We start from the raw sequence: 26,529 nt of genomic DNA, 5'->3' as shown, positions 1-26,529 counted from the left end.
TATGAATTGTCAAAAAAAACTAAAAGCAGAACTTCTAGAATTAATCTACAGAGCCAAAAGCAGATTTTAATCTTGGCTCTATTACAATATTTTTAAATCAAAACCAAATATTTTTATGTTTATTGATGTACAATAAAAAATTATCACTTTGTGATTTAAAAAACCGAAATATATAGTTTTTATAGTAGGTAGGATGAAAATGAAGTTGGATAGAATAATATTTTAAGAATAATTGAACGCAGATGAACGCAGATAAACGCAGATAAAGACGGATGAATTAATGAATTTCATGATTCTGTGCAACATTTTTTCTTTGCGTCTTTGCTCCTTAGAGGTTGTTTGAAAAGTATTAGATGAAACCAATAATTTCCAAGAACCTAACCCCCCAGCCCCCTTCCCTACCAGGGAAGGGGTGTTTCAAAGCCTCTCCCCGCGTCGGGGAGAGGTTTGGAGAGGGGTTTATTTATACATTAAAAACTTTTCAAACATCCTCTTAGCGCCTCTGCGCGAAACAAAAATATATTTCACTTACCTGATATCTGCATTCATACCCACCAAATCCCCAAATCCCTAATTAACCTTGATAGGGGTTATCGAGTCTATCCACAGAAACATTAACCGACAATGGTAAACGACCGGGATTTAACCGGGGTTCAGCCGCATAACCTACAGGTACTAAAACAGCAATAGCGATATCAGGATCATTCTCAGCCCCAATTATAGCTTTAACCTGTTCCTCAATCCAACCATTCATAAAGCAGGTGGATAAACCCAAACTTTCCGCTGCTAACACTAAATTTGTAGCAGCTATCATGGCATCTTTAATGGCGTATTCCCGGCGCTTGTCTCCTAACTTTTCTTGAAATTGGGGAATTGCATTTCTAAAATAATTCACAGTTCCCTCATTCCAAGCCCCAGTGGCTGCACCTTGCTCTAAAATGGGTGTGATATCTTTTTCTCCCGCAGCAGCGTCAGCAGCAAAAACAAAGGTAACAGGCGCTTGGATAATTTGCTTTTGATTCCAAGAAGCAGCACATAACGCTGCTTTTTGAGCTTCGTCTTCAACTAAAACGATTCTCCACGATTGGACGTTAAAACTACTGGGTGCAGCTACGGTTAATTCTACCAGTTGCTTGAGCAATTCTGGGGAGATGGGGTCTGGTTTGAAGGTTTTGATGGAACGACGTTGTACTATGGCGCTGGGTACGTCTAATGCCGGGATTTGGGTGTTTGCAGTCACGCTATTCTCCTCTGTTTTATCCTATCCGCTTAGGGTAACGCTTTTTTGTACGCAGTTCGTTGGTTATTGATTAATTTTTTTTCTCACGCAGAGGCGCGGAGGCACGGAGGAGGTAAATACGGAGTTTTAATCCTTTATAGGCAGATTTATTACAGAAATTCCCAGTGTTTTTAACTATGATTTTGCAGCAATATACTTGTCTAAGGTAGCAGATAATGTAGTTTTAGGAACAGCACCAACAACTGTTTTGACTTGTCGTCCCCCTTTAAACACCATCAATGTAGGAATACTGCGAATCCCGTAATGACTAGCAACGGTGGGATTTTGATCGGTATTTAGTTTTACTACTTTTATCTGTCCTTCGTATTCCGCAGCCACTTCTTCAACTACAGGAGTTAGCATTTTACAAGGACCACACCAAGGGGCCCAAAAATCAACTAAAACCGGAGTTGTACTTTCTAATACTTCTTGCTTAAATGTGGCTTCGGTGACATTGGTAATTGATGACATAAATTGTCTGCCTAGATTTAAAGTCAATAATTCAATAATATCTAATCAATAGGCGTGAAAATATGTTGATAAGTTTAATTTTGCTAAGTTTCTTGAATTGTTAATTTTGTCCTGCGGTATCAGAATTTTGATCAGCACCACAATGATGACAATAAGGTAATTCTTTATAAGTCAAATTATGACAGTTATGGCATTCAATATATTGATAATAACCGCAGTGGGGACAGTGGCTATCTTGAGGACGAATTTTCTTGGCACACCGAATACATTGTGATTTTTGAATTCTGTTAACTGCTTGAATTTTAGGATTAAATACAACGGTTTGAAAGAATTTAATCATGCCAAAACCAACTAAGGGAATTAGCAAAATATAAGCGTAACTAATTAGGAAGATTAACCCACCAAAGAGGGAACTAATGATATTAAAGAAGAATTGAAATATGATACCAATTTGCAGAAATTGAAATATTTTCAGAATTAACGGAATTAAAAATATAACTAGCAAATGCCAACTAATTAATGCTATTAATCCATATCCTTTGCGTTGGCTGAAGTTATTAACTAATAAGGCAATGAGAATTAGCGGTAATAAAAAGATAGTCTGAAATACTAACTGAATACTGGGATACCAAAATGATGCGTCTTTATAGCCTTTGGCAACTTCATTAAATTTAGTTTCATCTTTGAGAAAAGACAGAAAATTAATACTTTCAGATTTTGTCAGCAATTGATTTTGCAGGTTAGCAATTTCCTGTTTTAAGGTGGAGATTTTCTCGCTATTTTGTGTTAATTCCTGTTTAGCTTTTTCTGCGCGAACCTGATTAATGGAATTACCTGAAGATTGTCCAGCAATTTTTTCTAATAAGCTTGAATCATATTGTTGACGAATAGTATTATTTGCTTGTTCAAGACGACTAATTTTATCCTGGGTCTGATTTATCGTGGTGAGAATTTTCTGATTTTGCGGATTATTCAGTTTATCTTTAGATTCGCCATAGTTCAAACATATTTCGGAAACTTTACCCAAATGTCCAATTTCTACATTTTGATATGTTTGCCGAACTCTTTGCTCATTGTTACCATAAGGTAGTGAACTTCTCAGAAATTCATAATCTTTATTTTTGGTAGTTTGGGTTTTGTAACTATTCCATTCTGAATAACATGGATAAGCTTGATATGGGCTAAGATGCCATTGACTAATATTACCCAAACCTGTGAAAACGTTAATTAGAATAAAAATATCAACTAAAATAATGACAACTAAACTCACTTTATTGAGTGGTTCGTTATTGACGGTTCGAGAGTTATTAAAAAACCGATTTGAAAGCCGACGGATTCGAGTAAACATATAAACAGGATTCCGAATAGTTACGACTGAAATTAATTTACCATTTTCTGGTTACTTTGGTGTTTTTTTTGTTAAGTTTTATATAGTTATTAAGTAGTTAGTTTGTGAGTAAGTTAAATATTTTTTTCTCACGCAAAGACGCAGAGACGCAAAGGAAGAGAGAAGGAGATCGGAAAATGAAACCGACGGATTTAGATCCCCGACTTCTTTGAATGATCTTCATTATTTACAAAAAATTTAATTAAGAAGTCGGGGATCTTTCTTACCTGGCTTAACTTATATTCATTATTTGTTAATTTCTCTGATTATCTCCATAACCTTTTGATAGTCTGTTTCTTTACCTTCTTTTTTATATATATTTGCGGCTGTTTGGAAATCTTTAATTGCAGCCTGTTTATCTCCTAAAGCATAACGGACAACTCCCCGTCCGTAGTAGGCATTGGCATCGTTAGGATTAAACTTGATAGCTAGGTTGTAATCATCTATTGCTCCTGGCTTATCTCCTAAAGCATAACGGACAACTCCCCGGTTGTAGTAGGCTAGAGCATAGTTAGGATTAAACTTGATAGCTAGGTTGTAATCATCTATTGCTCCTTGCTTATTTCCTAAATCATCACGGACAACTCCCCGTAATAAGTAAGCATTGGCAAAGTCAGGATTAAACTTGATAGCTAGGTTGTAATCTTCTATTGCTCCTTGTTTATCTCCTAACGCAGAACGAACAACTTCCCGGTTGATGTAGGGATTGGCATCGTTAGGATTAATCTTGATAGCTAGGTTGCAATCTTCTATTGCTCCTGGCTTATCTCCTAAAGCATAACGGACAATTCCCCGGTTTGAATAAGCATTTACATAGTTAGGATCAATCTTGATAGCCTGAGTGTAATCATCTATTGCTCCTGGCTTATCTCCTAAATGATCACCACGGGCATTTCCTCGGCTGGTGTAGGCTAGAGCATAGTTAGGATCAATCCTGATAGCCTGAGTGAAATCATCTATTGCCCCTTGTTTATCTCCTAAATAATCACGGGTAAGACCTCGGTTGAAGTAAGCACTTTCATTATTTGGTTTCAGTTGCAATACTTGAGTATAATAACCAAAAGCACCTTGATAATCTTTTTTTTCAAGACACTCATAACCCAAGCGCATATATTCGTCAGCTTCAGAAGATGTCAAACTCTCTAAATAGCTACGTAAACCTCCAGAATAAAGTAATTCATCTATTCCCACCAAGGCTTTACTAGCAACCGATTTAATCATATTTGTTGGTAAAAATCCCGTCAAAATCAGATTGTATTCAGCCTGAGCTTCGCTGACTTCCTCTTGAATTAAAATACAAACTAGAACAGCATTTTTTTCAATTTCTTCTTGACTAATTGACCATTGAATTTTATCAAAATTGCCATTCCGGGCTTTAACCTGAATACCAATTGATGAGTCAGAAGTTAAGGTAAAATCAACTTTTCCATCACCACCAACGCGCTTTTCATAGTCAACTTCTGTGACAAAATCAGCTAAACGGGATTTAACAACTTCCTCACCCAACTTCCCCTTCATATTGTTAATAAAGTAATTTTTGGGTTCGGTTGGTTTATACTTTTTTACCATCTCCCAGCAAAAATCCCGTAATTGGTCTAACCTTTGACCAGAAATGACAGTTAATTCACTATGCTGGCCTTTTTCGTCACAATGGAGTAATTTAGCAGATTTAAGTCTTTGAATAAAATCAGTCTGCTGTCCCTTGAGTGGTGTTATCCAGTCCATATTGGTTTAAATTTGCTCTGATATGACAAGGTATATAATTTTATTATTCCCCATCAAGAGGCAAAAATTCCATCTCTCAAACTCTTCCTTTGCGCCTGGAGCGTCTCTGCGTGAGACCATTGGTGTCAACTTAACGTAAAACCCATAGCCCGCCTGGGAATTAATTCCCAGTCTAATAGCAAAAGTCATCTGAAGATGACTAAGAATTGTCTAAATCCTCAGTTTACTTTAGTAAACTTTAGCTATTAGCCCGGAAATTCATTTCTGGGCGGGTGTGGAAGCCAAACAAATAAGGTAACTAATGGCGCGAAACAAATTCCTACTTTGATTCCTGCGCTTCCGTAGGCTGGGTAATAGCTTGACAATACCCAATCAGAGTATTAATGCGTTCCTCAATAGTTTTCAACCTAGTTTGTGATGTTGTTAATTGCTTTGCACCTTGGAGAAACATCATATCTACTTCCAAGAGTCGTAACTGCTTATTTATTTCCGTTTTATAGGATTGCTCCCGCGAATTAGCATCAACCAAAGGCACAATTTGCTGGATAAAAAATCCCTGCAACTGGGCTAAATTCTGCTTTAATTTCTGTAAATTAAGTTTACCTGCCGTTACATTAGCTCGAAACTCATCTAGAAATGTTGCCAATTCCTGATATTTATCACAATTAAAAGACATCTGTTGCTAGTTAAGATAGTATTAATGTCAAGAAAATTTTCTTATATCCCCAAACTTTCCCTTCTTCCTGTTCAAAACCACAAGTCTCAAATCTTACTTTGAGGCTTGATTTGCCGTCAATAGGTTTTTTATTATGTTTGAACAAAACCTGCAATGGATGATGATTATAAGCCATTAGGGCATCATCTCTAAGCCTTTAGTCCACAGCATCTATTTTATAGGCGTGCTGTCTATTCTGCTTTTCTCCCAACCTATCCACAAATTACCTTTTTAATTTTATGAGTAGTGTAGCTGTCAAACCCCCTGTTGATGTCATTCTCCCAGATTGGCTTAACAAATGTTTAATTGCACCACCAGCACCGATACTTACGGAGGAAGAAGACCGAACGTATAACGGTAATGCCTTAATTTGTCGGGCTTTTCAGTTTGCATATGAACTGCATGGGGGTCAAATTCGGAAATCAGGAGAACCGTATATTGCCCATCCTGTTGCTGTAGCTGAAATACTCCGTGAATTAGGTGGTAGTCCGGCTATGATAGCAGCCGGATTACTCCATGATGTAGTTGAAGATACAGAAGTTACAAGTGAAGATATAGAAGCCCGGTTTGGAGCAGAAGTGCGGCTATTGGTAGAAGGTGTTACCAAACTGTCGAAAATAAATTTTACTAGCAAAACCGAAAGTCAAGCGGAAAATTTCCGGCGAATGTTTTTGGCTATGGCGCAAGATATTCGCGTAATTGTGGTAAAACTGGCAGACCGTTTGCATAATATGCGAACCCTTCAATATATGTCCGAAGCTAGTCGTCAACGCAGCGCCCAGGAAACACGAGATATTTTCGCACCTTTGGCGAATCGCTTAGGGATTTGGCAAATTAAATGGGAATTAGAAGATTTAGCATTTAAATATTTAGAACCAGAAGCTTATCGAGAAACTCAGCAATGTGTCGCGGAAAAACGCACGGCACGGGAAGAAAAATTACTCAAAGCTACGGATACTTTACGCCGTCGGTTACTCAAAGCTGGTGTTAATTGTCTGGAAATTAGTGGTCGTCCTAAACACCTTTATAGCATTTATCAAAAAATGCAGCGGCAGCAAAAGGAATTTCATGAAATTTACGACTTGGCGGCGCTGCGAATTATTGTCCAAACCAATGAAGAATGTTATCGGGCTTTGGCAGTGGTTCATGATTCTTTTCGTCCCATTCCTGGTAGATTTAAAGATTACATTGGCTTGCCTAAACCAAACCATTATCAGTCTTTGCATACCGGAGTAATTGGCTTGACTGGCCGCCCGTTGGAAGTGCAAATTCGGACTTTGGAAATGCACCATATCGCGGAATATGGTATTGCTGCCCATTGGAAGTATAAGGAAACTGGGGGTTCTGAAAATACTCCTGTGACCAGCACTGATGAAAAGTTTACTTGGTTACGGCAGTTGCTAGATTGGCAAAGTGATTTAAAGGATGCTCAGGAATACTTAGATAGTGTTAAAGACAATCTATTTGAAGATGACGTTTATGTCTTCACCCCAAAGGGGGATGTTGTTCCTTTAAGTCCCGGTTCTACAAGTATAGATTTTGCCTATCGGATTCATACGGAAGTGGGAAACCACTGTGCGGGGGCGCGAGTCAATGGCCGCATTGTGCCTTTGTCAACACGACTGCATAATGGCGATATTGTGGATATTATTACCCAAAAGAATAGCCATCCTAGTTTGGACTGGTTAAATTTTGTTAGCACTTCGGCTGCGAAGTATAGAATTAAACAATGGTACAAGCGATCGCGCCGGGAAGAAAATGTTGCTAGGGGACGGGATTTATTAGAGAAGGAATTGGGGAAAACTGGTTTTGAGAATTTGCTCAAATCAGACGCTATGCAAACTGTGGCGGAAAAATGTAATTATCACAGTGTGGAAGATTTACTCGCCGGTTTGGGTTATGGGGAAATTACCTCAAACTTAGCACTGAACCGGTGGCGGGAAATTGTCAAAGCTAGACAACCTGTAAGTGATGTTGTTCCATTTATTCCCAAAGAACCAACGCCAAAAACTTCACGGGATATGTTAACCACTAGTTCCCGTGCTAGTGATTCCCCAATTATTGGTATGGAGGGTTTGGTTCATCATATCGCTGGCTGTTGTACTCCCATTCCTGGGGAAGCGATTGTGGGTGTAGTGACGCGACTAAGAGGAATTTCTATTCATCGCCAAGGCTGTCATAATGTAGATCCTGTTGAGTATGAGCGTTTAGTCCCAGTCCGCTGGAATTTAGCTATGGAAAACCGCAGTCGTACTCATACTTATCCTATTAATATACAAATTGAGGCTATGGATAGGGTAGGAGTATTAAAAGATGTTTTGTCACGTTTGAGTGACCAGGGGATTAATGTCCGTCATGCTCAAGTGAAAACTTCTTTGGGACAACCCGCTTTGATGAATTTGGGTATTGATGTCCGCGATTGTTCTCAGTTGGAACATTTATTTGTGCAACTTAAGAAAATGAGTGATATTCTCAATATTCGTCGGGTTTGTGAGGTTGAGGACTGCGGTTAGTGGGGTTTACAGCTATTTTCATGGTCTCACGCAAAGGCGCAAAGGCGCAAAGGAAGAAAATATATGAAAATGGCTGTAATTTAAAGGTTTTAGACGATTTCATTTAGGGTTTGCAGAAGTTGATCAATTTCTGCGGCTGTGTTGTAGTGGGCTAGTCCTATGCGTAATAAGCCACCTGATGTTTCTACGTCTAGTTTTTCGGTGAGGTTAACTGCGTAGAAGTTGCCGTACCAAGCAAATATTCCCTGTTCTCCTAATATTTTGGCGATTGTTTCTGGTGTTTTTCCTTCTATGCGAATAGAGACGGTTGGTGTCCGCCATGTAAATTGGCTGGGTTCGGTAATACCATAAAGGCTTAAACCGGGGATTTTTAATAATCCGGAAATTAGCTTTTTGCTTAATTCTCTTTCATATTGTTGAATGGCTGACATTGCTGCTATTAAAGCTGCTCGCCGACTATGATAAGCTGATACTAATTCATGATTCTCTTGTTCTGGTGCAGTCAAAAATCGAGGACAATGGAAGGTAGTTAAACCTTCTCTGTCGGCTTCTATTAAGGAGGAAAGTAATTCATTGTCTAGAGTTGGGGAAACATGACAACCTAATTTTGTTAAATAATTAATTGCTGCTACTAATCCGGCTAAACCTTCATGATTTAATGTTCCTGTTTCCCATCTGGAAGGGACTTCTTCTGATGCGGGTTTAACTTTATAGGGGGAAAATTTGCTTAAATGTTCTCTTTTTCCGTAGAGGATTCCTAAATGGGGGGCAAAGAATTTATAGGCGGAACAGGCGAGAAAATCACAGTCTAAATGATGAACATTTATCGGTGCATGGGGGGCATAATGAACGGCATCAACATATACTAAAGCCCCGAATTTATGGGCGAGTTTGACTATTTTAGCAATATCATTAATTGTGCCAACGGCGTTGGAAGCGTAAGTTACTGCTACTAGTTTGGTGCGGGAATTTATCTTTTTTTCTAAATCGTTTAAATCTAAAGTACAGTCGGCGATATTAATATCAACAGTCCGAATAATTACACCTTTTTCTTCTAAAGCATACCAGGGAGAAATATTGGCAGCATGGTCTAAGTCTGTAACAATTATTTCATCACCGGGTTGTAGTTCTCTACCGATAGCGCGACTCACGCAGAAGGTGAGGGTGGTCATATTTGCGCCAAATACTACTTCATCATTATCGCATCCTAGGAAATCAGCGATCGCCGACCTGGCAGAAATAATCAAGGCATCGGTTCGCATACTGGTAGTAAAAGCACCGTGAGCATTGGCATTTGATCTAACTAAATAATCACTAATTGCGTCTAATACTCCACCGGGTACTTGTGTGCCACCGGGTCCATCAAAGAAAATTGCTGGTTTTCCGTTGATTGTTTGTGTGAGTGCGGGAAACTGGGAACGAATCCATTTTATGTCTAAAGATTCCATGATTTTTCCTCTTTTTTATGATTTTTGTTTCGCGCAGAGACGCTAAGGAGCAAAGACGCAAAGGAAATACAATAACTCATATTGTAGTCTAAGATTCAATTTTGTTGTCTAGGAAAAGCAACATTATTTAAAAGGTTAATAGGGTTGATATTTTTTAGTAATTGCATTTGGTGTTGATTTTTAACTAATAATGCCCCCGCAAATCCTAGTGAGTTGACAGAAATTTTCTCAAATTCTTCTTGTTTGCGGGGGATAATTAACATCCATTCTCGCGTAAATAAAAGATTATATGCTCCTGATTGCATATTATTTTCTAGAGGTTTAATTCCCACAGTTCGCAATAAAGTATGATATTTTTCTAAGGTTACTTCTGCACTTTCTCCCATTTTAAGAGTAGTGAAAGCGTGTAAAAAGGGAAATTCTGGAATAGTTCCCAGATCATTTTCTAATTTTGCTGTTTTCAAAAGTGGTGAAATGGGAATATCTGTTTCTGCAAAAGGAACAATTTGCAAATGTTTATGTGGTTGACTCGCACCGGCAAGTTTACCACCGTTATAAAATACTAACCCATTAAATTCTGCTAAACAAGCCCATACTGCTGTTAAGTCTTCTAGGGTAAGTAGGCTTTCCTGTGGTTCAAAAGCGCGGGTGATTATTAATAAGTGATAATCAACAACATTGAATTTATTTAAAATACAAACATGAGTATTAGAAATATCTGTGACAAATAAATCTTCTTCGTAGGGTAAAAAAGGATTAAATTCTTTACCAGTTTTAGTCGCTTCTTGATCTTTTTTAGCCTTATCAGCGTTTTTGCGGTTGATATTTTCTAAAATTCTGATAACAAACTTGATTCCATCTTTTTCAAAAATTTCCAACTCTGTAGGAATAGATTTTAAAGCTCCAGATTTTAAAGCGAGTTCGGTGGTTTTTTTGATCCTTGTCCATAATGTACCGGGTTTCAGTCGAATTTCTTGCTGGTGCATATTTTATAGGAGATAACTAACAATTTTATATCATAAATTGGTTGGGTAAAATTAATAATTTTTGGTAATATTGGATTTCTATATAGTATAATTGAAATCAGCAAATTATCACCATTCAAGAGGTGAATCATGGTTCAAACCTTAACCAAATCAGTCAGCTTTGAGGAGTTTATCCAATCCTATCCAGAAACAGGATCACGTTATGAATTACACAATGGAGAAATTGTAGAAATGAACCCACCAGTAGGAGATCATGAATTCGTAATTGGTTTTTTAGCCCGTAAGATATCAGGAGAATTAGATAAACTTAATCTTTCTTACCTCATACCTAAAACAACATTAATCAAAACACCAAAATCTGAATCTGCCTATTCACCTGATATTTTATTACTCAATCCTGCTAACTTACCTAATGAACCTTTATGGAAAAAAGAGTCAACTATTACTCAAGCTGCTTCAGTTCCTTTAGTGATAGAAATTGTTAGCAGTAATTGGCAAACAGATTATACTCATAAAACCAATGATTATGAATCAATGGGTATTTCTGAATATTGGATAGTTGATTATGGTGCTTTCGGTGGTAAAAGATTTATTGGTAATCCTAAACAACCGACTATTTCTATTTATTCTTTAGTTGATGATGAATACATAGTTAATCAATTTAGAGGTAATGATTTAATTATATCGCCATTATTTCCAGAACTCAAATTAACACTTTCACAAATTTTACAAAATATATAAATACTGTAAGCGTCAGATCCCCGACTTGTTTAAGAAGCCGGGGATCTGATCTGATCTAAGAACAATATAAACTATCTCTTGTATCCCTTTTTGTCACGGGATTAGTACCTTTTGCCAACTTACATAGTTTCTTTTGTTCATCTCGACGCAGTAGTACATCGGTAAAATCTGCACCATCTATTATAGCACCATCAAATCTGGCGTTAGCGGCAAATGCTCCTTCTAATATGGCGTTGGTTAAATCGGCTTTAATCAATCGCGCTGAATCTAATGTAGTATTAGTTAGGTTTGCTCCCTGTAAATTTGCTGATTCTAAATTGGCGGCGAAAAAACTAACACCTCTTAAATTAGAGTGACTAAAATTACTGTAGCGAAGATTTGCTTTAGTAAAACTAGAATCTGTTAAATCACGTCCAGAAAAATCAGCACTGATCAGAATTTCTTTGTTATATTCCAGTGCTACAGCAGTAGGGACAAAACTTGCTAAAGCTGTGGTGGAAATGATTGCCCAAAGTAATAAACTGAGTATGCTTATCCAATTGCGATGTTTAGTATTCATGGTATTGTTAATTAATGGCTAATCCTTCTCCATTTAATTATGCAGATATTGGTAACATAGGTGAAGACCTGGTAGCCAAATGGTTACAATCTACAGGTTGGGAAGTTTTGCAGCGGCGCTTTTGGTGTCGTTGGGGAGAAATTGATATTATCGCTCAATATCAAGACTCAATTGTGGCGTTTGTTGAAGTGAAAACCCGCAGTTCTGGTAATTGGGATGAGGGGGGAAAAAATGCCATTACTCCCCAAAAACAAGCAAAAATTTGGCGGACGGCGGAAATATTTTTAGCTGAATATCCACAAAAAGCTGATTATGCTTGTCGCTTTGATGTAGCACTGGTTCACTATCAACCAGAAACTAGAAAAATTATTGGGGACAAATTTTTAGAGCGTTTATCTATATCTGGATATGAGTTTAAACTGCAACAATACATTGAGGCAGCTTTTGATAAATAATAAATGCTATGGCGAAATTATTTTTACTTTGCGATACTTAATTTAGAACTGTTTAAGCGAGTGTTTCTGGACAATATCCTAAACCTCGAACAAACTGTTGTCTAAATGCTTCAATTTCTTCCCTTTCCGGGCTACCATGAGAAACAACTGCTACTTGGTAACGACGCATTACGTCTACGGGTGTTTGTCCGGCTTCTAAACTCCAAAACGCCATTTGGACTCTCATTGGTGGTTGATAGCTAATTCCCAATTCACTCAAGAAAGCTCGAAAATCGCCGTCTTGTTGATCTGAGACTGTTTCTTTGAATTTAATTCTGACTACCCAACCATCAATTTGATGAATCACGCTCACAAAGGATAGGGGAAGTTGTGGTCTACCATGTAGGTATTGAACGATTCTCAGGGTGAGGGTGGCATTGCCTAGATAGTATAAGTATTCCATCATCATGTTATGGGATTAAATTTAGTTCTACCTATCTATCTTCGTTAATGGGGTGGAGTTCCCGGTAGGGTAAAAGCACCCGTTCTTTTATGGGGAGATTTACCCAATCTGGGCAGGGGGCAGAGGGCAGAGGGCAGGGAGAAATAATTTTCCCAATTACCAATTACCAATTACTCAATTAATATGAAGCAAAAAATACTACAAGCAGAATCACAAGATATCAATTTAGATTGTTCGTTGTCTGGTTATGAATACGAACTTCCACCGGGACGAATTGCCCAAAACCCTGCTGTTCCTAGAGATAGTTCTAAGTTATTGGTGGTAAATTCTCCTGAAACCGCTAAGACTATACCACCACTACATCACATTTTCCGTAATTTGCCGGAACTGTTAAAGCCGGGAGATTTGCTAGTGATGAATAATACTAAAGTTATTCCCGCTCGGTTGTATGGCTATACGTCTACGAGTGGGAGTGTGGAGGTGTTACTGGTAGAGGAACGGCGACATAATTGCTGGTTGGCTTTGGTGAAGCCAGGAAAGCGGTTTAAGATAGGCAATGAGATTATTTTTACATCGGGGGAACAGGGAAATAAACAAACATTAAAGGCAACAGTGGTTGAGTCAGATTCGGAAACTGGGGGGCGATTATTACAGTTTGAGTTACCGGAGCAAGTTCCTTTATTGCAGGTGTTGGGGACATTTGGACAAATTCCTCTACCACCTTATATCACGGCTTCTACGGCTGCTGATGAACAGTATCAAACAGTGTATGCGGCTGAAGAAGGAGCGATCGCCGCCCCAACAGCAGGATTACATTTTACACCGGAATTACTAGAAAAATTGCGTAGTTGTGGCATTAATCAGGCTTTTATTACTCTTCATGTGGGTATCGGTACTTTTCGCCCAGTAGAAGTAAAAGATGTTACTACTCATGCCATGCACGAAGAATGGATTGAAGTTCCTGCTGATACCGTTGAGCAAATTCGGGCTACTCAGGCTGCTGGGGGGCGAATTATTGCGGTGGGAACAACAGCGGTAAGGGCTTTGGAGGGTGCAGCACAATTGGGAGATTTACAGCCATTTGTGGGGAAGACAAATTTATTTATTTATCCTGGGTATAAATGGCAGGTTGTGGAGGGTTTAATCACCAATTTCCATTTACCCCGTTCTAGTTTATTGATGCTCGTTAGTGCTTTGATTGGTAGAGAAAGATTGTTGGATCTTTATCAAGAAGCAATTACTTCTGAATACCGCTTTTATTCTTTTGGTGATGCCATGCTGATATTACCAGAAGGGAAAAGCATTAAATTATGAATTTTTGATGAAGTAATGGATCATCTAATTTAGATTAGATTCAGTATGACTGTTTACTTTTCGTTACATATTACTCTTCGAGTAGACGCGGAGCGTCTACGGTTTTTTTCCGTTCACCTACTTAATTGAAAAAATTATTATTCCCTATTCCCTATTCCCTGTTCCCTGTTCCCTATTCCCTATATTGGTAAACGATTTATATCTTTATTGCAACCAATTACTACCATTGCAGAACCTCTTTCTAAACGTTTAGTTGGTTCGGGATTAATGATAAATTTACTATCATGACTGACAGCTAACATATTTAAACCATAGCGGTTACGAAGTTGAAGTTCAGCAATGGTTTTTCCATGAAATTCATCAGGAACAATTAATTCAACAATACTATTATCTGGGTCAAGATCAAATCTTTCTAAAATTCCCGGTTTAGTAAGTGTGCGTGCTAAAGCACAACCAGCTTCGTATTCAGGAAACACTACATGATCTGCTCCTACTCGGTTTAATAGTTTACGGTGAACTTCACTAGAGGCTTTTGCAACTACGTGAGGTACACCACCTTCTTTGACATTTAAAGTAGTAATAATACTTTCCTGAACGTAATTACCAATAGCAACAATGACGGTATCAAATTCAAAAATTCCGGCTTCTTTCAGGGCTGCTGGTTCGGTTGAATCTAGTTGTAAAGCATGACCAACTATTTCTTCATTTAAGGCTTCGGAAACCCGTTTTTCATCAACATCTGTAGCTAACACTTGATAACCTAAATTATGCAGTGTTGAACAAACGGAACGACCAAAACGACCTAACCCAATTACAGCAAATTGGTGGTTATCTTTACGTAAACTGCGAAGAAATTTTAATGATGAAAGATTCATAATTGGTAATTGGTAATTGGTAATTGGTACACTAAATACGGAATGAATAATCCCTGTCCATAATGTAGTTGATTTTGATACTACTAAGTAAACCACCTAAATTAGCTATGCAAATAACTAACAGCGAAATCAAAGCTATGCGGGAATTAATGCCTGATTATACCCCCGGACTGGAAGCAATGGATCATTTAGAAAAGCACAATGGCGACATGGAAACGGCTTTTCAAGATTTATGGCAAGAAAAAAATGGTCAAGCTATGATGGGGAGAGATAAGTCACTTTTACAAATCACCCTCAAAGCCTTGCGAAATGAACTTTGTGGTGATGATGGGTTTCGTGGTCAACTCAGAGAATATACCAGAAATCCGGGCAGTTCTCCTTTACTCACAGGTGTTATAGTTTCCTTAGTGGGTTTAGCTTCATCCAGTGGTTTACCTCTTGATCCTGCCATTGCGACCGTTATAGTTTTATATATCCTCAAAATAGGGGTCCATGTCTTTTGCGATTACACAGAACCGCCGGCTGCTAGTGGTGGAACTTTACCCCCAGCCAAATAGTTTATGATGTAGGGGCGGGTTTTCCCGTCCTCTGCTGATTGTGTCAATTAATTCTTGGAGGTATAGCAAATGGTAATGCAGCGGTCACAAACTAACCCAACTCCTCAAATTCTACCATTAGAAAATGGCGATCGCTTATCACGCCATGAATTTGAACGTCGTTATGCTGAAAGTCTCGATATTAAAAAAGCTGAATTAATCGAAGGAGTAGTTTACGTGGCTTCACCTTTACGCTTTCAACGTCATGCAGAACCCCATGCTAAATTGATGATTTGGTTAGGAAATTATCAAATTTATACCCCCGGAATTAAACTAGGAATAGAACCCACCATTAGATTAGATCAGGATAATGAACCTCAACCCGATGGAGTTTTATTAATTGATGAAAGTTTGGGTGGAAAATCTCGAATTACCGATGATGATTATATTGAAGGCGCACCGGAATTAGTCGCGGAAATTGCCGCCAGCAGTGCAGCTTATGATTTATATGATAAGAAAAAAGCCTATAAACGGAACGGCATTCAAGAATATATTGTTTGGCAGAGTTTAGAAAATAAATTAGATTGGTTTCAGTTGTATGACAGTGAATATATATTACTGCAACCTGATACAGAGGGAATTATTAAAAGTCAAGTTATGCCTGGATTATGGTTATCTGTAACGGCATTATTAGCAGGTGATATGGTTAAGGTTTTAGAAGTATTGCAAACAGGATTAAATTCACCAGAACACACGGAATTTTTACGGCGTTTATCAGGTTTGTGATAGAATTTAAGTAGGATTTTGATTTTCAGATTACAATTTAATCAGAGAAATAGGCTTATTAGACAAAACAAATGATAACAGACTACATTCAATCAGCCTTAAAACGCGCTAAATATGAACTTTTAGAAGATGGTACTTTTTACGCTGAAGTCCCTGAATTACAAGGTTTATATGCCAATGCACCTACACTGGAAAATTGTCGGGAAGAATTAAAACAATCTTTAGAAGAATGGATTGTTTTAGGATTGCAGTTAAGACATAATATACCTGAGTTAGATGGTATTTACCTTGCTTTGAAAAAGGATGTAGCTTGATGCCAAGCTTTGGGGCTATTAGTCGCCGAGATTTAATTTATTACTTGAAACAACTTGGCTTTGAGGGTCCATATTCAGGGACAAGACATCAATTTATGGTTAGAGATGATGTGAGATTAATAATTCCTAATCCCCATGAAGGAGATATTAGCAAAAGCTTATTAGCAAAGATATTAAAACAAGCTCAAATTAACAGAGATGAATGGGAAGTGCTTTAAAAATTTATTATTTTTCTATTTAACGCAAAACCTTTAACCCGTCTGGGAATGAATTCCCAGTCTCATAGCAAAAGTCATCTAAAGATGACTAAATAACCTGAAAATTGTTTAGTAAACTTTAGTTTACTTTGGCTATTAGCCCTGATAGCGAAGCGTGGCGTAAGCCATAATTCATTTCCGGGCGGTTGTGAAAGCAAACAAAACAACCGTATTTATTTTATCACTCTGGTAATCCCTCTAAATTCTCCCTCACAATATTCCCCCAATATTCCTCTTTATATTCAACATATATCTCTAACGCTTTTTGTAAATTTGTTCTAGCTTCTGTATAATCTTCCTGTGCTTCTGCCAGTTTGCCTAAATTGTGGTAAGTTAAGGCTTGAGAATATCTATCGCCAAATTCGATTTTGATAGATAAAGCTTGTTGATAAAAGTCCCGTGCTTGGGCATATTCCCGCATTTCTTCGGCTACTCTTCCCAACTGGTGATAGGTTTTAGCTTGAGAATATCTATCGCCAAATTCGATTTTGATAGCTAAAGCTTGTTGATAAAAGTCCCGTGCTTGGGCATATTCCCGCATTTCTTGGGCTACATATCCCAAATTGTGGTAGGTACTAGCTTGAGAAAAGCGATCGCCAAATTCGATAAAGATAGATAAAGCTTGTTGATAAAAGTCCCGTGCTTGGGCATATTCCCGCAATTCTTGGGCTACTATTCCCAAATTGTGGTAGGTTCTAGCTTGAGAAAAGCGATCGCCAAATTCGATTTTGATAGCTAAAGCTTGTTGATAAAAGTCCCGTGCTTGGGCGTATTCCCGCATTTCTTGGGCTACATATCCCAAATTGTGGTAGGTACTAGCTTGAGAAAAGCGATCGCCAAATTCGATAAAGATAGATAAAGCTTGTTGATAAAAGTCCCGTGCTTGGGCATATTCCCGCAATTCTTGGGCTACTATTCCCAACTGGTGGTAGGTACTAGCAGTAGATATTTTTTTACGTCTTAATTCTGTATTTTCAACCTCCGATAATATTGTTAATTCCTTTTGATATAATTCTTGAGCTTTTTGATAATCTTTGGTTTGCAAATAACAATTGGCTAGATAATCAATAGCAATAACTACTTCATATCCATTTTCATTTTGTAAAAATTCTTTTGGATATTTTTCTAATTTATGATAAATTAATTCTGCTATTTTTAAATTACTTTTAATATCATTAATCAATTCAAAATATTTATCCAAACAGAAATAAATACTAATACTTTCTTGTTTATCTAAACAAATTTGCAACCCATTATATAAATTCTCATATTCCAGCTTACAGAAAAATATCCCCAATTGTCGCTCTTGGGCATCTTTCGATTTCATTAACTGATTGTAATAAGCTGCCAAACCTAAATAATGGTTTTTAAATCCTTCTTGCAAAGCTTCACAAGTTGTAGTATCAACAGTTGCTAATTTAGTCTTCAAAAAGTAGGGAAATACAGGCTGAATTGTTAACAAGGGTGAATCATTATCCATCGGTGATAATAAACCCCAGTTAATTGCCTCTTGAATAGCATCATCAAGTTTATCAAGCTGATAATTCTGAAAAGGCTCTAATTTCTGCAACTGTTTGATATAATTATCAATATCTCTACGGTCAATAAACACACTAAAAGGAGCTAAACAAATCAGTAATTTTTGCGCTTCTGGTGATAAATTACTGTGGGAATATTCCACACATTTTAAAATACTCTTAGTCTTATCCTCACTAGCAACATCTAAATTTACATCTGCTGCTTGCAAACCCTGTAAAATTTTCTGTGGTGTTTGCTTTTGCAAATTTGCTAACACAACTTCCATTGCTAAGGGATAACCAGCTAACAATTTCATTAACTTCTCAAAATCCCCATCTTGGCGAATTTTCTCAATTTTGTGTGTAGGTAAATTTATTTCTAAAATCTTCTCAGCCAACTCCGTCCGCGCTTCTTGATCTAATCCTTGCAATTCATAAAGATTGAATTTAAAAGTTTGCTGTTGTAACCATTCTTCCCGACTGCGTGAACCCAACACCACCAATGTTTTACCACCAACCAACCGCCCAATAAAATCGCGGATTTGATGCCGTTCTGTTTGTGGTAATGTATTTTGTATCGCTAATTGTTGTCCTGTAACTGATTCCAAATTATCTAAAATCACAGCATATTTTTCAGCCCGTAATTTAGCGACTAATTTCTCGATTTGCGCCCTTTGACTCATTGCTTGAAAACTGGCAAATTCAAACTTTTTATATATCTTTTCCCCAATAAAAAATAAAATTTGTTCCAGTGTCCAGGCTTTTTTATCATAGCCAAAATAAAAGGTATTTTTAACAAAATTGGTTTTCTGCCACCATTCCCGCAGATAATTTAACAGAGTTGTTTTTCCTGTTCCTCCCATTCCTTGCAACAGCAAAACATTGTGTTTTAACAACGCTTTCTCAATTTTGAGAATTTCCAAATCTCGCCCGAAAAAGCCATAAGTCGGTAAAGCAAACCGATATTCACTACCAACAGTTTCAAAATATTTCTCTTCTTCTTCTGGAGTAAACTGACGTAAATTAAAATTCACCGACTGGTTATAATAAACCACAGGTAATAACCAATCTTCTAATTTAATCAACTTATTAAAATAGGCTTTCCGTTCTTTATCATTAAACAATTCTCGCCGACTTAATCTAATAGCTTCTGTGATAGGTTTATCAGCAAACAAATGTTTATATAAATGTTCCATCATCAACTTAGCCGCAGTCACGGTGACAGAATAACCCATTGCTACCACCATCTGCATTCCCGCACTCATTAACCGACTACCTAAACTGGTTTCTCTAACCTCTCCCCCAACCCCTCCCCGACGCGGGGAGGGGAGTTCATCTTCTCCCGCTAGTGCAGAATTATTTCCAGTTCCCTCTCCTTCTAGGAGAGGGTTAGGGAGAGGTGATTTCACCTGTTTACCCGACTGACAAGCATTGAGAATACACACAGGAATACCTTTACCAGTCAGCAAAGCGGCTAATTCCGACGCTTCCACCAAATCAACTTTCCCCTGATTCTCCCCCTCAAACGCCAAAAACGCCTTCACACCCTCAAAAGGCTGCAAATCATCCCGTCCATAGCGTCCTTTGAACAAATAACGATTAACTGCACTGGGTTTTTCAACCTGTTCATGAGTCAACAACGCCCCGTGCATATCCAAATGGATGATGTGATAAAAATTCGCGCCCTTTTCCTCCAAATGCTGGGATAATGCCTGATATGTTCCCGGACGCAGCAATTCCACATTTACCCGTAATTTACCATTTTCGATTAATTCCAACATGGGACGGGAAATTGTCCGATAACCCACATCCTTTTCTTCGTCAGGACGCGCTACAACTACCAGCAAGTTAATAACTGAAGAAGGTGGCAAATTTACAGACCCAACAGCAGAGTTAACGCTTTTCCGCAGCATTACACAATCTACGGCTAAAGGTCGAGGAAAATCGGTGTCTTGCAATGCTTCCCAATGCAATGCTTGAAATTCCGGCGTTTTACTAACTATTTCTATTTGTACTTGACTGAGATTATTTTTCAGTTGTTGATATTTGCTGTATGCTTTCTTATCCTGAAAAACTTGGTCAAACAGCCTTTCACCGTAGGTTTTAACGCTATTTTTTGCCCTTTCGGCTTTGACTGTATCCACAATGGGATAAACCAGCCACTCTTCAAAATACCATTCTAATTCCCGTTCTTCCTGGGGAGTGAAGGGGTCAGTGATAATAATGTCATATTCACCGTCACCAAAACTGAGACTGGCTGCAAATCCTGTTGCTATTTGCTGTTGTTCTCGAATGGTAATCACTGACATAAAAATGATATTTCCTGAATAGGTTTTTGAAGGTTTTGTGATGACGTTACAGCAGTTTTCATGTCTTTAGACCACAGGAAGGGCGAAGCATTCGGATGATAGTCTTGGGTAAAAACCGATAATTAATTGTCCGAATGCTTCGCCCCTACATTATTTGATATCAATTGGTAATTGGTGATTATCCAACAAGGAGATTTTCTTCGGGATAGTGGATTCTAGTAGGACGAGGATCACCTAATATAGATGACATTAATAATAAAACACCAACTCGACCAATATACATTGTGAGAATTAAAATCAATTTTGCTGCAATAGAAACAGTCCCTGTAATTCCTGTAGAAAGTCCGACTGTACCAAAGGCTGATACTACTTCAAAAAGAATTTGAATAAAAGCCAATTTGGGGTCGGTAATACTAATTAAAACCGTAGCTACAATCACTGTTGCTAGTGAACCAAAGACCACCCCAACAGCTTTTAAAATTAAGGAAATGGCTATTTTCCGATTATATAATAATACCTCTTCTTTGCCTTGAAGAATTGCATTTGTACAACTGGTAAGCACTCGTAAAGTAGTTGTTTTGATTCCTCCTCCTGTACCTCCAGGACTTGCACCAATAAACATCAAAGCAATCATAATGAATAATCCAGCATTAGTCATTTTCCCAATGTCAATGCTATTAAAACCAGCGGTTCTGGTACTAACTGACTGAAACCAAGCGGCTAATATTTTATCAGATAAACTTAATTGTCCAAAGACGCTATCGTTTCTGATTTCTATACAGAAAATTGCAATTGTTCCTAACACTAATAATATTAAAGTTGTGCTAGTAGCAACTTTGAAATCTAGAGAGAATACTAAATAAGTTGTTTTTTTGACTATGCGGTCACGTAACCACAAATACATATCCAAAATGACCTGATAACCAATACCTCCAAAGATAATTAAACAGCCAATTGTGATAATCACTAAAGGAGAAGATTGATAACCAATTAAATTGTCTTTAAATAAACTAAATCCCGCATTATTCCAAGCACTCACACTGTGAAAAATCGCTAACCAAGTTCCTTCTTGCCAACCTTTTTCGGGAACAAAGACTATCATTAATAAAAATACTCCCGTGAGTTCAAATAATAAGGTAGTCGCAATAATAGAACGGATAATTTGACTGCTACCACTCATGCCTGGACGGTCTAAAGCTTGTTGAATTGCTACTTTTTGTCGCAGGTCAAATTTTCTGCCAATTAATAACATTAAAAATGTGGTAGTTGTCATATAACCTAAACCACCAATTTGGGCTAATAAGGCAATAAACAACTGACCTAAAAACGAAAAATCAGTACCAGTATCTACCACTGCTAAACCTGTGACACAAACTGCCGAAGTTGAAGTAAATAGGGCAACAATTGGGTCATTCCAATTACCATTACCAGTAGAGAAAGGCATTGTCAAGAGAATTGCTCCCAAGAGAATGACAGCGACAAAGCCCAAACAAATTGTCCGCGCAACAGTCATAAGTAATTAAAAATGAAAAATAAATAAACTTTGTGCAATTAGGCTATTTTGACATCTTACCAAGGTAGAATTAATGAGTTATTCCCAGGCAGAAAAATATCCCTATCTAATTAAAAACATAGATGGTAGCCTAAGAATAAGTTTTTTTCAATTTCCTGTCATTTTTTAATTATTAAATTCATGAGTCAAATACTTTACAAACAAATTCAGGAATTTTACGATGCTTCTTCCAGTTTGTGGGAACAGATTTGGGGAGAACATATGCACCACGGTTATTATGGTGTAGATGGTAAACAGGTAAAGGAACGCCGTCAGGCACAAATTGATTTAATTGAAGAGTTGCTAAAATGGGCAGATGTTAAGGGTGCTGAAAATATTCTTGATGTCGGCTGTGGAATTGGTGGTAGTTCTTTATACTTGGCTGATAAGTTTGGGGCCAATGCTACGGGAATTACATTGAGTCCTGTACAAGCCGCTAGAGCGACAGAAAGGTCTTTGGCAATGAGTTTGAGTCAAAAGACTAGATTCATGGTTGCCAATGCCCAAGAAATGCCCTTTGATGATAATTCTTTCGATTTGGTGTGGTCACTGGAAAGCGGTGAACATATGCCAGATAAAACTAAGTTTTTACAAGAGTGTTATCGCGTGTTAAAGCCGGGTGGGACTTTGATTATGGTGACATGGTGTCATCGGAATACGGATAAGTCACCACTAACAACGGATGAGCAAAAGCACTTAGAGGATATTTATCGAGTCTATTGTTTACCTTATGTGATTTCTTTAGCGGAGTATGAAGCGATCGCTTGGCAATTACCATTAAATAATATTCGCACGGCTGATTGGTCAACCGCAGTTGCACCTTTTTGGAATGTTGTCATTGATTCAGCGTTTACACCCCAAGCATTTATCGGTTTATTAATGGCTGGTTGGACTACAATTCAGGGGGCATTATCTTTAGGTTTAATGCGTCGAGGTTATGAAACTGGATTAGTTAGATTTGGATTATTACGCGGGACAAAATAAGTCCAATTCTGTTTAAAGATGTACTCAATTTAAGGATAAACGAACCACAGAGGCACAGAGGACACAGAGAAGAAAAAGATAAGGTTAGGAAATTCGGCGCAGTTTCATAAAGAAATGGTATAAGTTCAATTCCTTTAGGTGCTTACGAACAAAAAAGAGCAAAAAATGAATCAATTTTATAAACAAAGTTCTGCTATTTTTCCAGGAAGTTGGTTTTATTCTTTTTGGAAGTTTTCCCGTCCCCATACAATTATGGGAACAACTTTGAGTGTTTTGGGTTTATATTTAATTACCCTGGGTGTCACTTCGACAAAGTTTTCTGGTTTGCATATTAGTCAAATTTTAGCAACATGGATTGCTTGTATCTGTGGCAATATTTATATTGTTGGTTTGAATCAATTGGAAGATATTGACATTGATAAAATCAATAAACCAGATTTACCTTTAGCGTCGGGAGAATTTACCAGAGGACAAGGACAATTAATTGTTATTATTACTGGTATTGTGGCTTTGGCTTTAGCATGGCTAACGGGACCATTTTTAATGGGTATGGTAACGATAAGTTTAGCAATTGGTACGGCTTATTCTTTACCACCAATTCGTTTAAAACAGTTTCCATTTTGGGCTGCTTTATGTATTTTTTCGGTGCGGGGAACGATTGTTAATTTAGGTTTGTTTTTGCATTTTAGTTGGGTATTGCAAAGAAGCCAAGGGATTCCGGGTGCAGTTTGGGCTTTAACGGTGTTTATCTTGGTATTTACATTTGCGATCGCTATTTTCAAAGATATTCCTGATATGGAAGGAGATAGAGTTTATAATATCACAACTTTCACCCTCCAACTCGGACAACAAAAAGTATTTAATCTCGCACTTTGGGTATTAACAATCTGTTATGGAGGTATGATTTTAGTAGCGTTATTCCATCTTGCGGAAGTTAACACTATCTTCATCTTAATCACTCATACAGTAGCTTTAATTGTGATGTGGTGGCAAGGTGCTGGAGTTGATTTACAAGACAAACAAGCCATTACTAATTTCTATCAATTTATCTGGAAATTGTTTTTCATTGAATATCTAATTTTTCCTGTTTCCTGTTTATTAGCTTAAACTCATGTTAGCAACATTTCCTACTTCCAATATTATCGCCATTTCCGTAGTCATTTTTGGTCTTGCCATTCTTGGTTATTTAAGTATCAAAACATTGATTACTTCTAATTTATTTCAAAAAGGCATCAATTTTTATCAAGCTAAAGATTTTGAAAATGCTGAAATAGCTTTGAGAAAAGTCATTGCTATCAACTCTACCAATGATATGGTACGTTTGCTGTTAGGAGATATTTTAAATCAGAAGGGACAAATTGCCGAAGCAAAAGCGTTATTTTGTGGAGTAATTGATAGTAGTCCCAAAAATCCTGATGCTTATTTACGTTTAGCGAATATTCTCATGCAGGAACAACAGGAAGTAGAAGCGAAAAGTAATTTAGTTCAAGCAAAGGAATTATTGCAAAAACAGCGTCAACCAGAAAGGGCTAAAAAGGTTAGTGTTTTGTTAGATAAAATGTCTAAACTGTGATTTTTAGGATTTTGATGATTTTTGGGATTATTGATGTTAAATTAATAGTCCATTTGCTTCTTTTATCACTTGAGAGATTTCAGGTTTATCAGAAGCAGATAATTATAATCACATTTTGACTATCCTTATCCATCCGATTTTTGATGAGGGATACAGTTATGCTATATCCCTACTTGTTTTTATTATCAATCCTAAGAGGGTGTTTGAAAAGTTATGGTTGATGTATCAAATATTTTTTACCCCACCCTAACCCTCCCCTTGTAAAGGGGAGGGAACTGGATTTTTATTGTTTCCCCCCTTTACAAGGGGAAAGGGGGGTAGCAATGTGATGAAAATTACGGAATACCACTTTTCAAACATCCTCTAATCACGAGGGGCATTGAAAGCTTCCCAAGCAGCCTTAGCGGCATTTTGGAATCTGTCGCTCAAATCTGTGACATCCTTATGCAGTAAGTTCCAATTATGCTCTAATTCTTCTTGAATTTTAGCCCAAGAATATTCTAAGCGGTCTCTTTCGATCAGTTTGTCTTTTTCAATAGCTTCTCGTACCTGACGCACAGCATTTAAATAGGTTTCACGGGTAATAGTTCCAGCCGATTCAGCTTCAGCTTGGGCGCGGTTCTTAATCGCCTCTAATAATGCTGTAGTTTCCTGCTTAACTTCATCTATTTCCCCATTTTCGCTGGTATGAAGACTAATTTCTACGATTTCTATAGATTCAATATTGTTAGTAGTCATAGTTGCCACATCCTGTTGGTAAAGTTTACTTGTGGATGAATATTGCACCTGTAATCATCATAATTTGGTCATCAGTTAATTGGGGATTTATGAATATACTTATGACCAAAGATAGATTATTAACGACTAATCAGTTGCCTTTCTAATTGTAGTAAAGCTTCTACTCTTGCTTCAGTTGCTGGGTGACTAGAGAAAAGATTTCCCAAAAACTGCCCAGAAATGGGATGAATAATTAATAATGGTTCAAAAGCTGGATTAGCATTCAAAGGCATTTGTCTAGCTGTAGATTCTAACCTTTGTAAAGCCCTAGCTAAGGCGCGAGGATTACCTGTTAATTTTGCCGCACCAGCGTCAGCGGAGAATTCTCTAGTGCGGGAAATAGCCAACTGAATAATTGTTGCAGCCATAGGGGCAAAAATAACTGTAGCTAATACACCTAAAGGATTGCCACCTCTTTCATTATCCCGTGAACCGCCACCAAACCACAGACTATAACTGAGCATTTGTGCTAGGAAAGAAACAGCCCCAGCCACAGTAGCCGCCACCGCTTGAGTTAAGGTATCACGATTAATAATGTGGGTAAGTTCGTGGGCAATTACGCCTTCTAATTCATCCTCTGGGAGGATGTCTAAAATCCCAGCGGTGACAGCCACAGCCGCGTGTTCAGGATCTCGTCCTGTAGCAAAGGCGTTAGCAGTAGGACTAGGAACAATGTACACTCCCGGCATGGGAATATTGGCACGGCTAGATAATTTTTGGACAATACGATACAGTGCTGGTGCTTCCGCTGCGGTGACAGGCTGGGCGTTATATACGGCTAAAGCAATCTTATCTGATTGATACCAGGAGAATAAATTAGTCGCTGCTGCTAACCCAATTCCTATAATCAAGCCCCCCGTACCACCAATTACCCAGTAACTAATTGCTATCAATAAGCCACTTAGAGTACCTAGTAAAATAGCCGTTTTCAGTTGATTTCCCATCTTGATAACTCTCCTACTTGTGCTGTATTAATTTTTATAACTTTGTCTGGACAACAGCATCCTTTTAGCC

Annotated in this window: 26 protein-coding genes; 11 read left to right on the top strand and 15 right to left on the bottom strand. The window is 37.8% G+C overall.

The window, feature by feature from the left end:
- Nucleotides 1-574 precede the first annotated feature (574 nt).
- The 6 genes from BMF77_RS04585 to BMF77_RS26510 all read right to left on the bottom strand — a co-directional run bounded on the left by BMF77_RS04585 (nucleotide 575) and on the right by BMF77_RS26510 (nucleotide 5,713).
- Nucleotides 575-1,240: a nitroreductase family protein gene (locus BMF77_RS04585; RefSeq protein WP_148761006.1), complete on the bottom strand. Its 666-nt coding sequence runs from the start codon at nucleotides 1,238-1,240 to the stop codon at nucleotides 575-577.
- Nucleotides 1,241-1,414: 174 nt separating this feature from the next.
- Complete coding sequence (gene trxA / locus BMF77_RS04580; RefSeq protein WP_148761004.1) at nucleotides 1,415-1,750, bottom strand: thioredoxin; 336 nt, start codon at nucleotides 1,748-1,750, stop codon at nucleotides 1,415-1,417.
- Nucleotides 1,751-1,850: 100 nt separating this feature from the next.
- Nucleotides 1,851-3,098: a zinc ribbon domain-containing protein gene (locus tag BMF77_RS04575; RefSeq protein ID WP_148761002.1), complete on the bottom strand. Its 1,248-nt coding sequence runs from the start codon at nucleotides 3,096-3,098 to the stop codon at nucleotides 1,851-1,853.
- A 285-nt stretch (nucleotides 3,099-3,383) separates the two neighbouring features.
- Nucleotides 3,384-4,862: a tetratricopeptide repeat protein gene (locus BMF77_RS04570; protein WP_148761000.1), complete on the bottom strand. Its 1,479-nt coding sequence runs from the start codon at nucleotides 4,860-4,862 to the stop codon at nucleotides 3,384-3,386.
- Between the two features lie 319 nt (nucleotides 4,863-5,181).
- The gene (gene patD / locus BMF77_RS04565; RefSeq protein ID WP_148760998.1) at nucleotides 5,182-5,538 is read right to left on the bottom strand and encodes a heterocyst frequency control protein PatD; all 357 of its coding nucleotides are present in this window, start codon (nucleotides 5,536-5,538) and stop codon (nucleotides 5,182-5,184) included.
- A 10-nt stretch (nucleotides 5,539-5,548) separates the two neighbouring features.
- Nucleotides 5,549-5,713: a hypothetical protein gene (locus BMF77_RS26510; RefSeq protein WP_168204393.1), complete on the bottom strand. Its 165-nt coding sequence runs from the start codon at nucleotides 5,711-5,713 to the stop codon at nucleotides 5,549-5,551.
- A gap of 103 nt (nucleotides 5,714-5,816) precedes the next feature.
- On the opposite strand from BMF77_RS26510, the gene BMF77_RS04560 reads away from it, so the two are divergent.
- Nucleotides 5,817-8,090 carry a bifunctional (p)ppGpp synthetase/guanosine-3',5'-bis(diphosphate) 3'-pyrophosphohydrolase gene (locus tag BMF77_RS04560; protein WP_148760996.1) on the top strand — a complete coding sequence of 758 codons (2,274 nt, stop codon included), beginning with the start codon at nucleotides 5,817-5,819 and terminating at the stop codon, nucleotides 8,088-8,090.
- Between the two features lie 89 nt (nucleotides 8,091-8,179).
- Here BMF77_RS04560 and BMF77_RS04555 read toward each other — a convergent pair whose 3' ends face one another.
- The gene (locus BMF77_RS04555) at nucleotides 8,180-9,538 is read right to left on the bottom strand and encodes a cysteine desulfurase-like protein (protein WP_210422297.1); all 1,359 of its coding nucleotides are present in this window, start codon (nucleotides 9,536-9,538) and stop codon (nucleotides 8,180-8,182) included.
- 95 nt (nucleotides 9,539-9,633) lie between these two features.
- On the bottom strand, nucleotides 9,634-10,524 hold the full coding sequence (locus BMF77_RS04550; RefSeq protein ID WP_148760992.1) for a DUF4922 domain-containing protein: 891 nt from the start codon (nucleotides 10,522-10,524) through the stop codon (nucleotides 9,634-9,636).
- A 129-nt stretch (nucleotides 10,525-10,653) separates the two neighbouring features.
- Here BMF77_RS04550 and BMF77_RS04545 point away from each other — a divergent pair, with 129 nt between their 5' ends.
- Nucleotides 10,654-11,265, top strand: a complete 612-nt coding sequence (locus BMF77_RS04545; RefSeq protein ID WP_148760990.1) for a Uma2 family endonuclease — start codon at nucleotides 10,654-10,656, stop codon at nucleotides 11,263-11,265.
- A 55-nt stretch (nucleotides 11,266-11,320) separates the two neighbouring features.
- On the opposite strand, the gene BMF77_RS04540 is transcribed toward BMF77_RS04545, so the two are convergent.
- Nucleotides 11,321-11,824, bottom strand: a complete 504-nt coding sequence (locus BMF77_RS04540) for a pentapeptide repeat-containing protein (RefSeq protein ID WP_148760988.1) — start codon at nucleotides 11,822-11,824, stop codon at nucleotides 11,321-11,323.
- Nucleotides 11,825-11,838: 14 nt separating this feature from the next.
- Here BMF77_RS04540 and BMF77_RS04535 point away from each other — a divergent pair, with 14 nt between their 5' ends.
- Entirely contained in the window at nucleotides 11,839-12,279 is a 441-nt protein-coding gene (locus tag BMF77_RS04535) for a YraN family protein (protein WP_148760986.1), read from the top strand.
- Nucleotides 12,280-12,331: 52 nt separating this feature from the next.
- Here the strand turns inward: BMF77_RS04535 and BMF77_RS04530 are convergent, their stop codons facing one another.
- Entirely contained in the window at nucleotides 12,332-12,721 is a 390-nt protein-coding gene (locus tag BMF77_RS04530; protein ID WP_015083649.1) for a hypothetical protein, read from the bottom strand.
- Between the two features lie 183 nt (nucleotides 12,722-12,904).
- On the opposite strand from BMF77_RS04530, the gene queA reads away from it, so the two are divergent.
- Complete coding sequence (queA, locus tag BMF77_RS04525; RefSeq protein ID WP_015083650.1) at nucleotides 12,905-14,035, top strand: tRNA preQ1(34) S-adenosylmethionine ribosyltransferase-isomerase QueA; 1,131 nt, start codon at nucleotides 12,905-12,907, stop codon at nucleotides 14,033-14,035.
- 179 nt (nucleotides 14,036-14,214) lie between these two features.
- Here the strand turns inward: queA and BMF77_RS04520 are convergent, their stop codons facing one another.
- Nucleotides 14,215-14,910: a TrkA family potassium uptake protein gene (locus BMF77_RS04520; protein ID WP_148766802.1), complete on the bottom strand. Its 696-nt coding sequence runs from the start codon at nucleotides 14,908-14,910 to the stop codon at nucleotides 14,215-14,217.
- Between the two features lie 107 nt (nucleotides 14,911-15,017).
- On the opposite strand from BMF77_RS04520, the gene BMF77_RS04515 reads away from it, so the two are divergent.
- From BMF77_RS04515 to BMF77_RS04500, 4 genes are all read left to right on the top strand, one after another.
- The gene (locus BMF77_RS04515) at nucleotides 15,018-15,467 is read left to right on the top strand and encodes a hypothetical protein (RefSeq protein ID WP_148760984.1); all 450 of its coding nucleotides are present in this window, start codon (nucleotides 15,018-15,020) and stop codon (nucleotides 15,465-15,467) included.
- A gap of 69 nt (nucleotides 15,468-15,536) precedes the next feature.
- Nucleotides 15,537-16,232, top strand: a complete 696-nt coding sequence (locus BMF77_RS04510) for a Uma2 family endonuclease (RefSeq protein ID WP_148760982.1) — start codon at nucleotides 15,537-15,539, stop codon at nucleotides 16,230-16,232.
- 71 nt (nucleotides 16,233-16,303) lie between these two features.
- Nucleotides 16,304-16,546 carry a type II toxin-antitoxin system HicB family antitoxin gene (locus BMF77_RS04505; RefSeq protein WP_148760980.1) on the top strand — a complete coding sequence of 81 codons (243 nt, stop codon included), beginning with the start codon at nucleotides 16,304-16,306 and terminating at the stop codon, nucleotides 16,544-16,546.
- Nucleotides 16,546-16,764, top strand: coding sequence for a type II toxin-antitoxin system HicA family toxin (locus tag BMF77_RS04500; protein WP_148760978.1), 219 nt, complete (start codon nucleotides 16,546-16,548; stop codon nucleotides 16,762-16,764). The genes BMF77_RS04505 and BMF77_RS04500 overlap by 1 nt, the downstream gene beginning before the upstream one ends.
- A 220-nt stretch (nucleotides 16,765-16,984) precedes the next feature.
- Here BMF77_RS04500 and BMF77_RS04495 read toward each other — a convergent pair whose 3' ends face one another.
- Both BMF77_RS04495 and BMF77_RS04490 read right to left on the bottom strand, forming a co-directional pair.
- The gene (locus tag BMF77_RS04495; RefSeq protein WP_148760976.1) at nucleotides 16,985-20,629 is read right to left on the bottom strand and encodes a tetratricopeptide repeat protein; all 3,645 of its coding nucleotides are present in this window, start codon (nucleotides 20,627-20,629) and stop codon (nucleotides 16,985-16,987) included.
- A 178-nt stretch (nucleotides 20,630-20,807) separates the two neighbouring features.
- The gene (locus BMF77_RS04490; protein ID WP_148760974.1) at nucleotides 20,808-22,142 is read right to left on the bottom strand and encodes a TrkH family potassium uptake protein; all 1,335 of its coding nucleotides are present in this window, start codon (nucleotides 22,140-22,142) and stop codon (nucleotides 20,808-20,810) included.
- A gap of 180 nt (nucleotides 22,143-22,322) precedes the next feature.
- Between BMF77_RS04490 and BMF77_RS04485 the strand changes: the two genes are divergently transcribed.
- The 3 genes from BMF77_RS04485 to BMF77_RS04475 all read left to right on the top strand — a co-directional run bounded on the left by BMF77_RS04485 (nucleotide 22,323) and on the right by BMF77_RS04475 (nucleotide 24,738).
- Nucleotides 22,323-23,165, top strand: coding sequence for a methyltransferase domain-containing protein (locus BMF77_RS04485; RefSeq protein WP_041458679.1), 843 nt, complete (start codon nucleotides 22,323-22,325; stop codon nucleotides 23,163-23,165).
- Between the two features lie 165 nt (nucleotides 23,166-23,330).
- Nucleotides 23,331-24,272, top strand: a complete 942-nt coding sequence (locus BMF77_RS04480) for a homogentisate phytyltransferase (RefSeq protein WP_148760972.1) — start codon at nucleotides 23,331-23,333, stop codon at nucleotides 24,270-24,272.
- A 4-nt stretch (nucleotides 24,273-24,276) separates the two neighbouring features.
- Nucleotides 24,277-24,738, top strand: a complete 462-nt coding sequence (locus tag BMF77_RS04475; protein WP_015083659.1) for a M48 family metallopeptidase — start codon at nucleotides 24,277-24,279, stop codon at nucleotides 24,736-24,738.
- A gap of 363 nt (nucleotides 24,739-25,101) precedes the next feature.
- Here the strand turns inward: BMF77_RS04475 and BMF77_RS04470 are convergent, their stop codons facing one another.
- Together BMF77_RS04470 and BMF77_RS04465 are read right to left on the bottom strand one after the other, a co-directional pair.
- Complete coding sequence (locus BMF77_RS04470; RefSeq protein WP_148760970.1) at nucleotides 25,102-25,476, bottom strand: hypothetical protein; 375 nt, start codon at nucleotides 25,474-25,476, stop codon at nucleotides 25,102-25,104.
- Between the two features lie 119 nt (nucleotides 25,477-25,595).
- Nucleotides 25,596-26,459, bottom strand: a complete 864-nt coding sequence (locus BMF77_RS04465; RefSeq protein WP_015083661.1) for a M48 family metalloprotease — start codon at nucleotides 26,457-26,459, stop codon at nucleotides 25,596-25,598.
- Nucleotides 26,460-26,529 lie beyond the last annotated feature (70 nt).

This window comes from Dolichospermum sp. UHCC 0315A (assembly GCF_008121535.1).
Lineage (GTDB): Bacteria > Cyanobacteriota > Cyanobacteriia > Cyanobacteriales > Nostocaceae > Dolichospermum > Dolichospermum lemmermannii.
The sequence above is the reverse complement of the archived record's forward strand: the minus strand, read 5'-3'. Positions and strand labels throughout refer to the sequence as shown.

Bases quoted from the DNA above. Each gene is read 5' to 3' on its own strand.
- BMF77_RS04545 (WP_148760990.1), top strand. From the start codon at position 10,654: ATGGTTCAAACCTTAACCAAATCAGTCAGCTTTGAGGAGTTTATCCAA.
- BMF77_RS04505 (WP_148760980.1), top strand. From the start codon at position 16,304: ATGATAACAGACTACATTCAATCAGCCTTAAAACGCGCTAAATATGAA.
- BMF77_RS04465 (WP_015083661.1), bottom strand. From the start codon at position 26,459: ATGGGAAATCAACTGAAAACGGCTATTTTACTAGGTACTCTAAGTGGC.
- BMF77_RS04470 (WP_148760970.1), bottom strand. From the start codon at position 25,476: ATGACTACTAACAATATTGAATCTATAGAAATCGTAGAAATTAGTCTT.
- BMF77_RS04530 (WP_015083649.1), bottom strand. From the start codon at position 12,721: ATGGAATACTTATACTATCTAGGCAATGCCACCCTCACCCTGAGAATC.
- BMF77_RS04560 (WP_148760996.1), top strand. From the start codon at position 5,817: ATGAGTAGTGTAGCTGTCAAACCCCCTGTTGATGTCATTCTCCCAGAT.
- BMF77_RS04475 (WP_015083659.1), top strand. From the start codon at position 24,277: ATGTTAGCAACATTTCCTACTTCCAATATTATCGCCATTTCCGTAGTC.
- BMF77_RS04515 (WP_148760984.1), top strand. From the start codon at position 15,018: ATGCAAATAACTAACAGCGAAATCAAAGCTATGCGGGAATTAATGCCT.
- BMF77_RS04575 (WP_148761002.1), bottom strand. From the start codon at position 3,098: ATGTTTACTCGAATCCGTCGGCTTTCAAATCGGTTTTTTAATAACTCT.
- BMF77_RS04555 (WP_210422297.1), bottom strand. From the start codon at position 9,538: ATGGAATCTTTAGACATAAAATGGATTCGTTCCCAGTTTCCCGCACTC.
- BMF77_RS04540 (WP_148760988.1), bottom strand. From the start codon at position 11,824: ATGAATACTAAACATCGCAATTGGATAAGCATACTCAGTTTATTACTT.
- BMF77_RS04500 (WP_148760978.1), top strand. From the start codon at position 16,546: ATGCCAAGCTTTGGGGCTATTAGTCGCCGAGATTTAATTTATTACTTG.
- BMF77_RS04520 (WP_148766802.1), bottom strand. From the start codon at position 14,910: ATGAATCTTTCATCATTAAAATTTCTTCGCAGTTTACGTAAAGATAAC.
- queA (WP_015083650.1), top strand. From the start codon at position 12,905: ATGAAGCAAAAAATACTACAAGCAGAATCACAAGATATCAATTTAGAT.
- BMF77_RS04495 (WP_148760976.1), bottom strand. From the start codon at position 20,629: ATGTCAGTGATTACCATTCGAGAACAACAGCAAATAGCAACAGGATTT.
- BMF77_RS04550 (WP_148760992.1), bottom strand. From the start codon at position 10,524: ATGCACCAGCAAGAAATTCGACTGAAACCCGGTACATTATGGACAAGG.
- BMF77_RS04490 (WP_148760974.1), bottom strand. From the start codon at position 22,142: ATGACTGTTGCGCGGACAATTTGTTTGGGCTTTGTCGCTGTCATTCTC.
- BMF77_RS04535 (WP_148760986.1), top strand. From the start codon at position 11,839: ATGGCTAATCCTTCTCCATTTAATTATGCAGATATTGGTAACATAGGT.
- BMF77_RS04485 (WP_041458679.1), top strand. From the start codon at position 22,323: ATGAGTCAAATACTTTACAAACAAATTCAGGAATTTTACGATGCTTCT.
- patD (WP_148760998.1), bottom strand. From the start codon at position 5,538: ATGTCTTTTAATTGTGATAAATATCAGGAATTGGCAACATTTCTAGAT.
- BMF77_RS26510 (WP_168204393.1), bottom strand. From the start codon at position 5,713: ATGGCTTATAATCATCATCCATTGCAGGTTTTGTTCAAACATAATAAA.
- trxA (WP_148761004.1), bottom strand. From the start codon at position 1,750: ATGTCATCAATTACCAATGTCACCGAAGCCACATTTAAGCAAGAAGTA.
- BMF77_RS04480 (WP_148760972.1), top strand. From the start codon at position 23,331: ATGAATCAATTTTATAAACAAAGTTCTGCTATTTTTCCAGGAAGTTGG.
- BMF77_RS04570 (WP_148761000.1), bottom strand. From the start codon at position 4,862: ATGGACTGGATAACACCACTCAAGGGACAGCAGACTGATTTTATTCAA.
- BMF77_RS04510 (WP_148760982.1), top strand. From the start codon at position 15,537: ATGGTAATGCAGCGGTCACAAACTAACCCAACTCCTCAAATTCTACCA.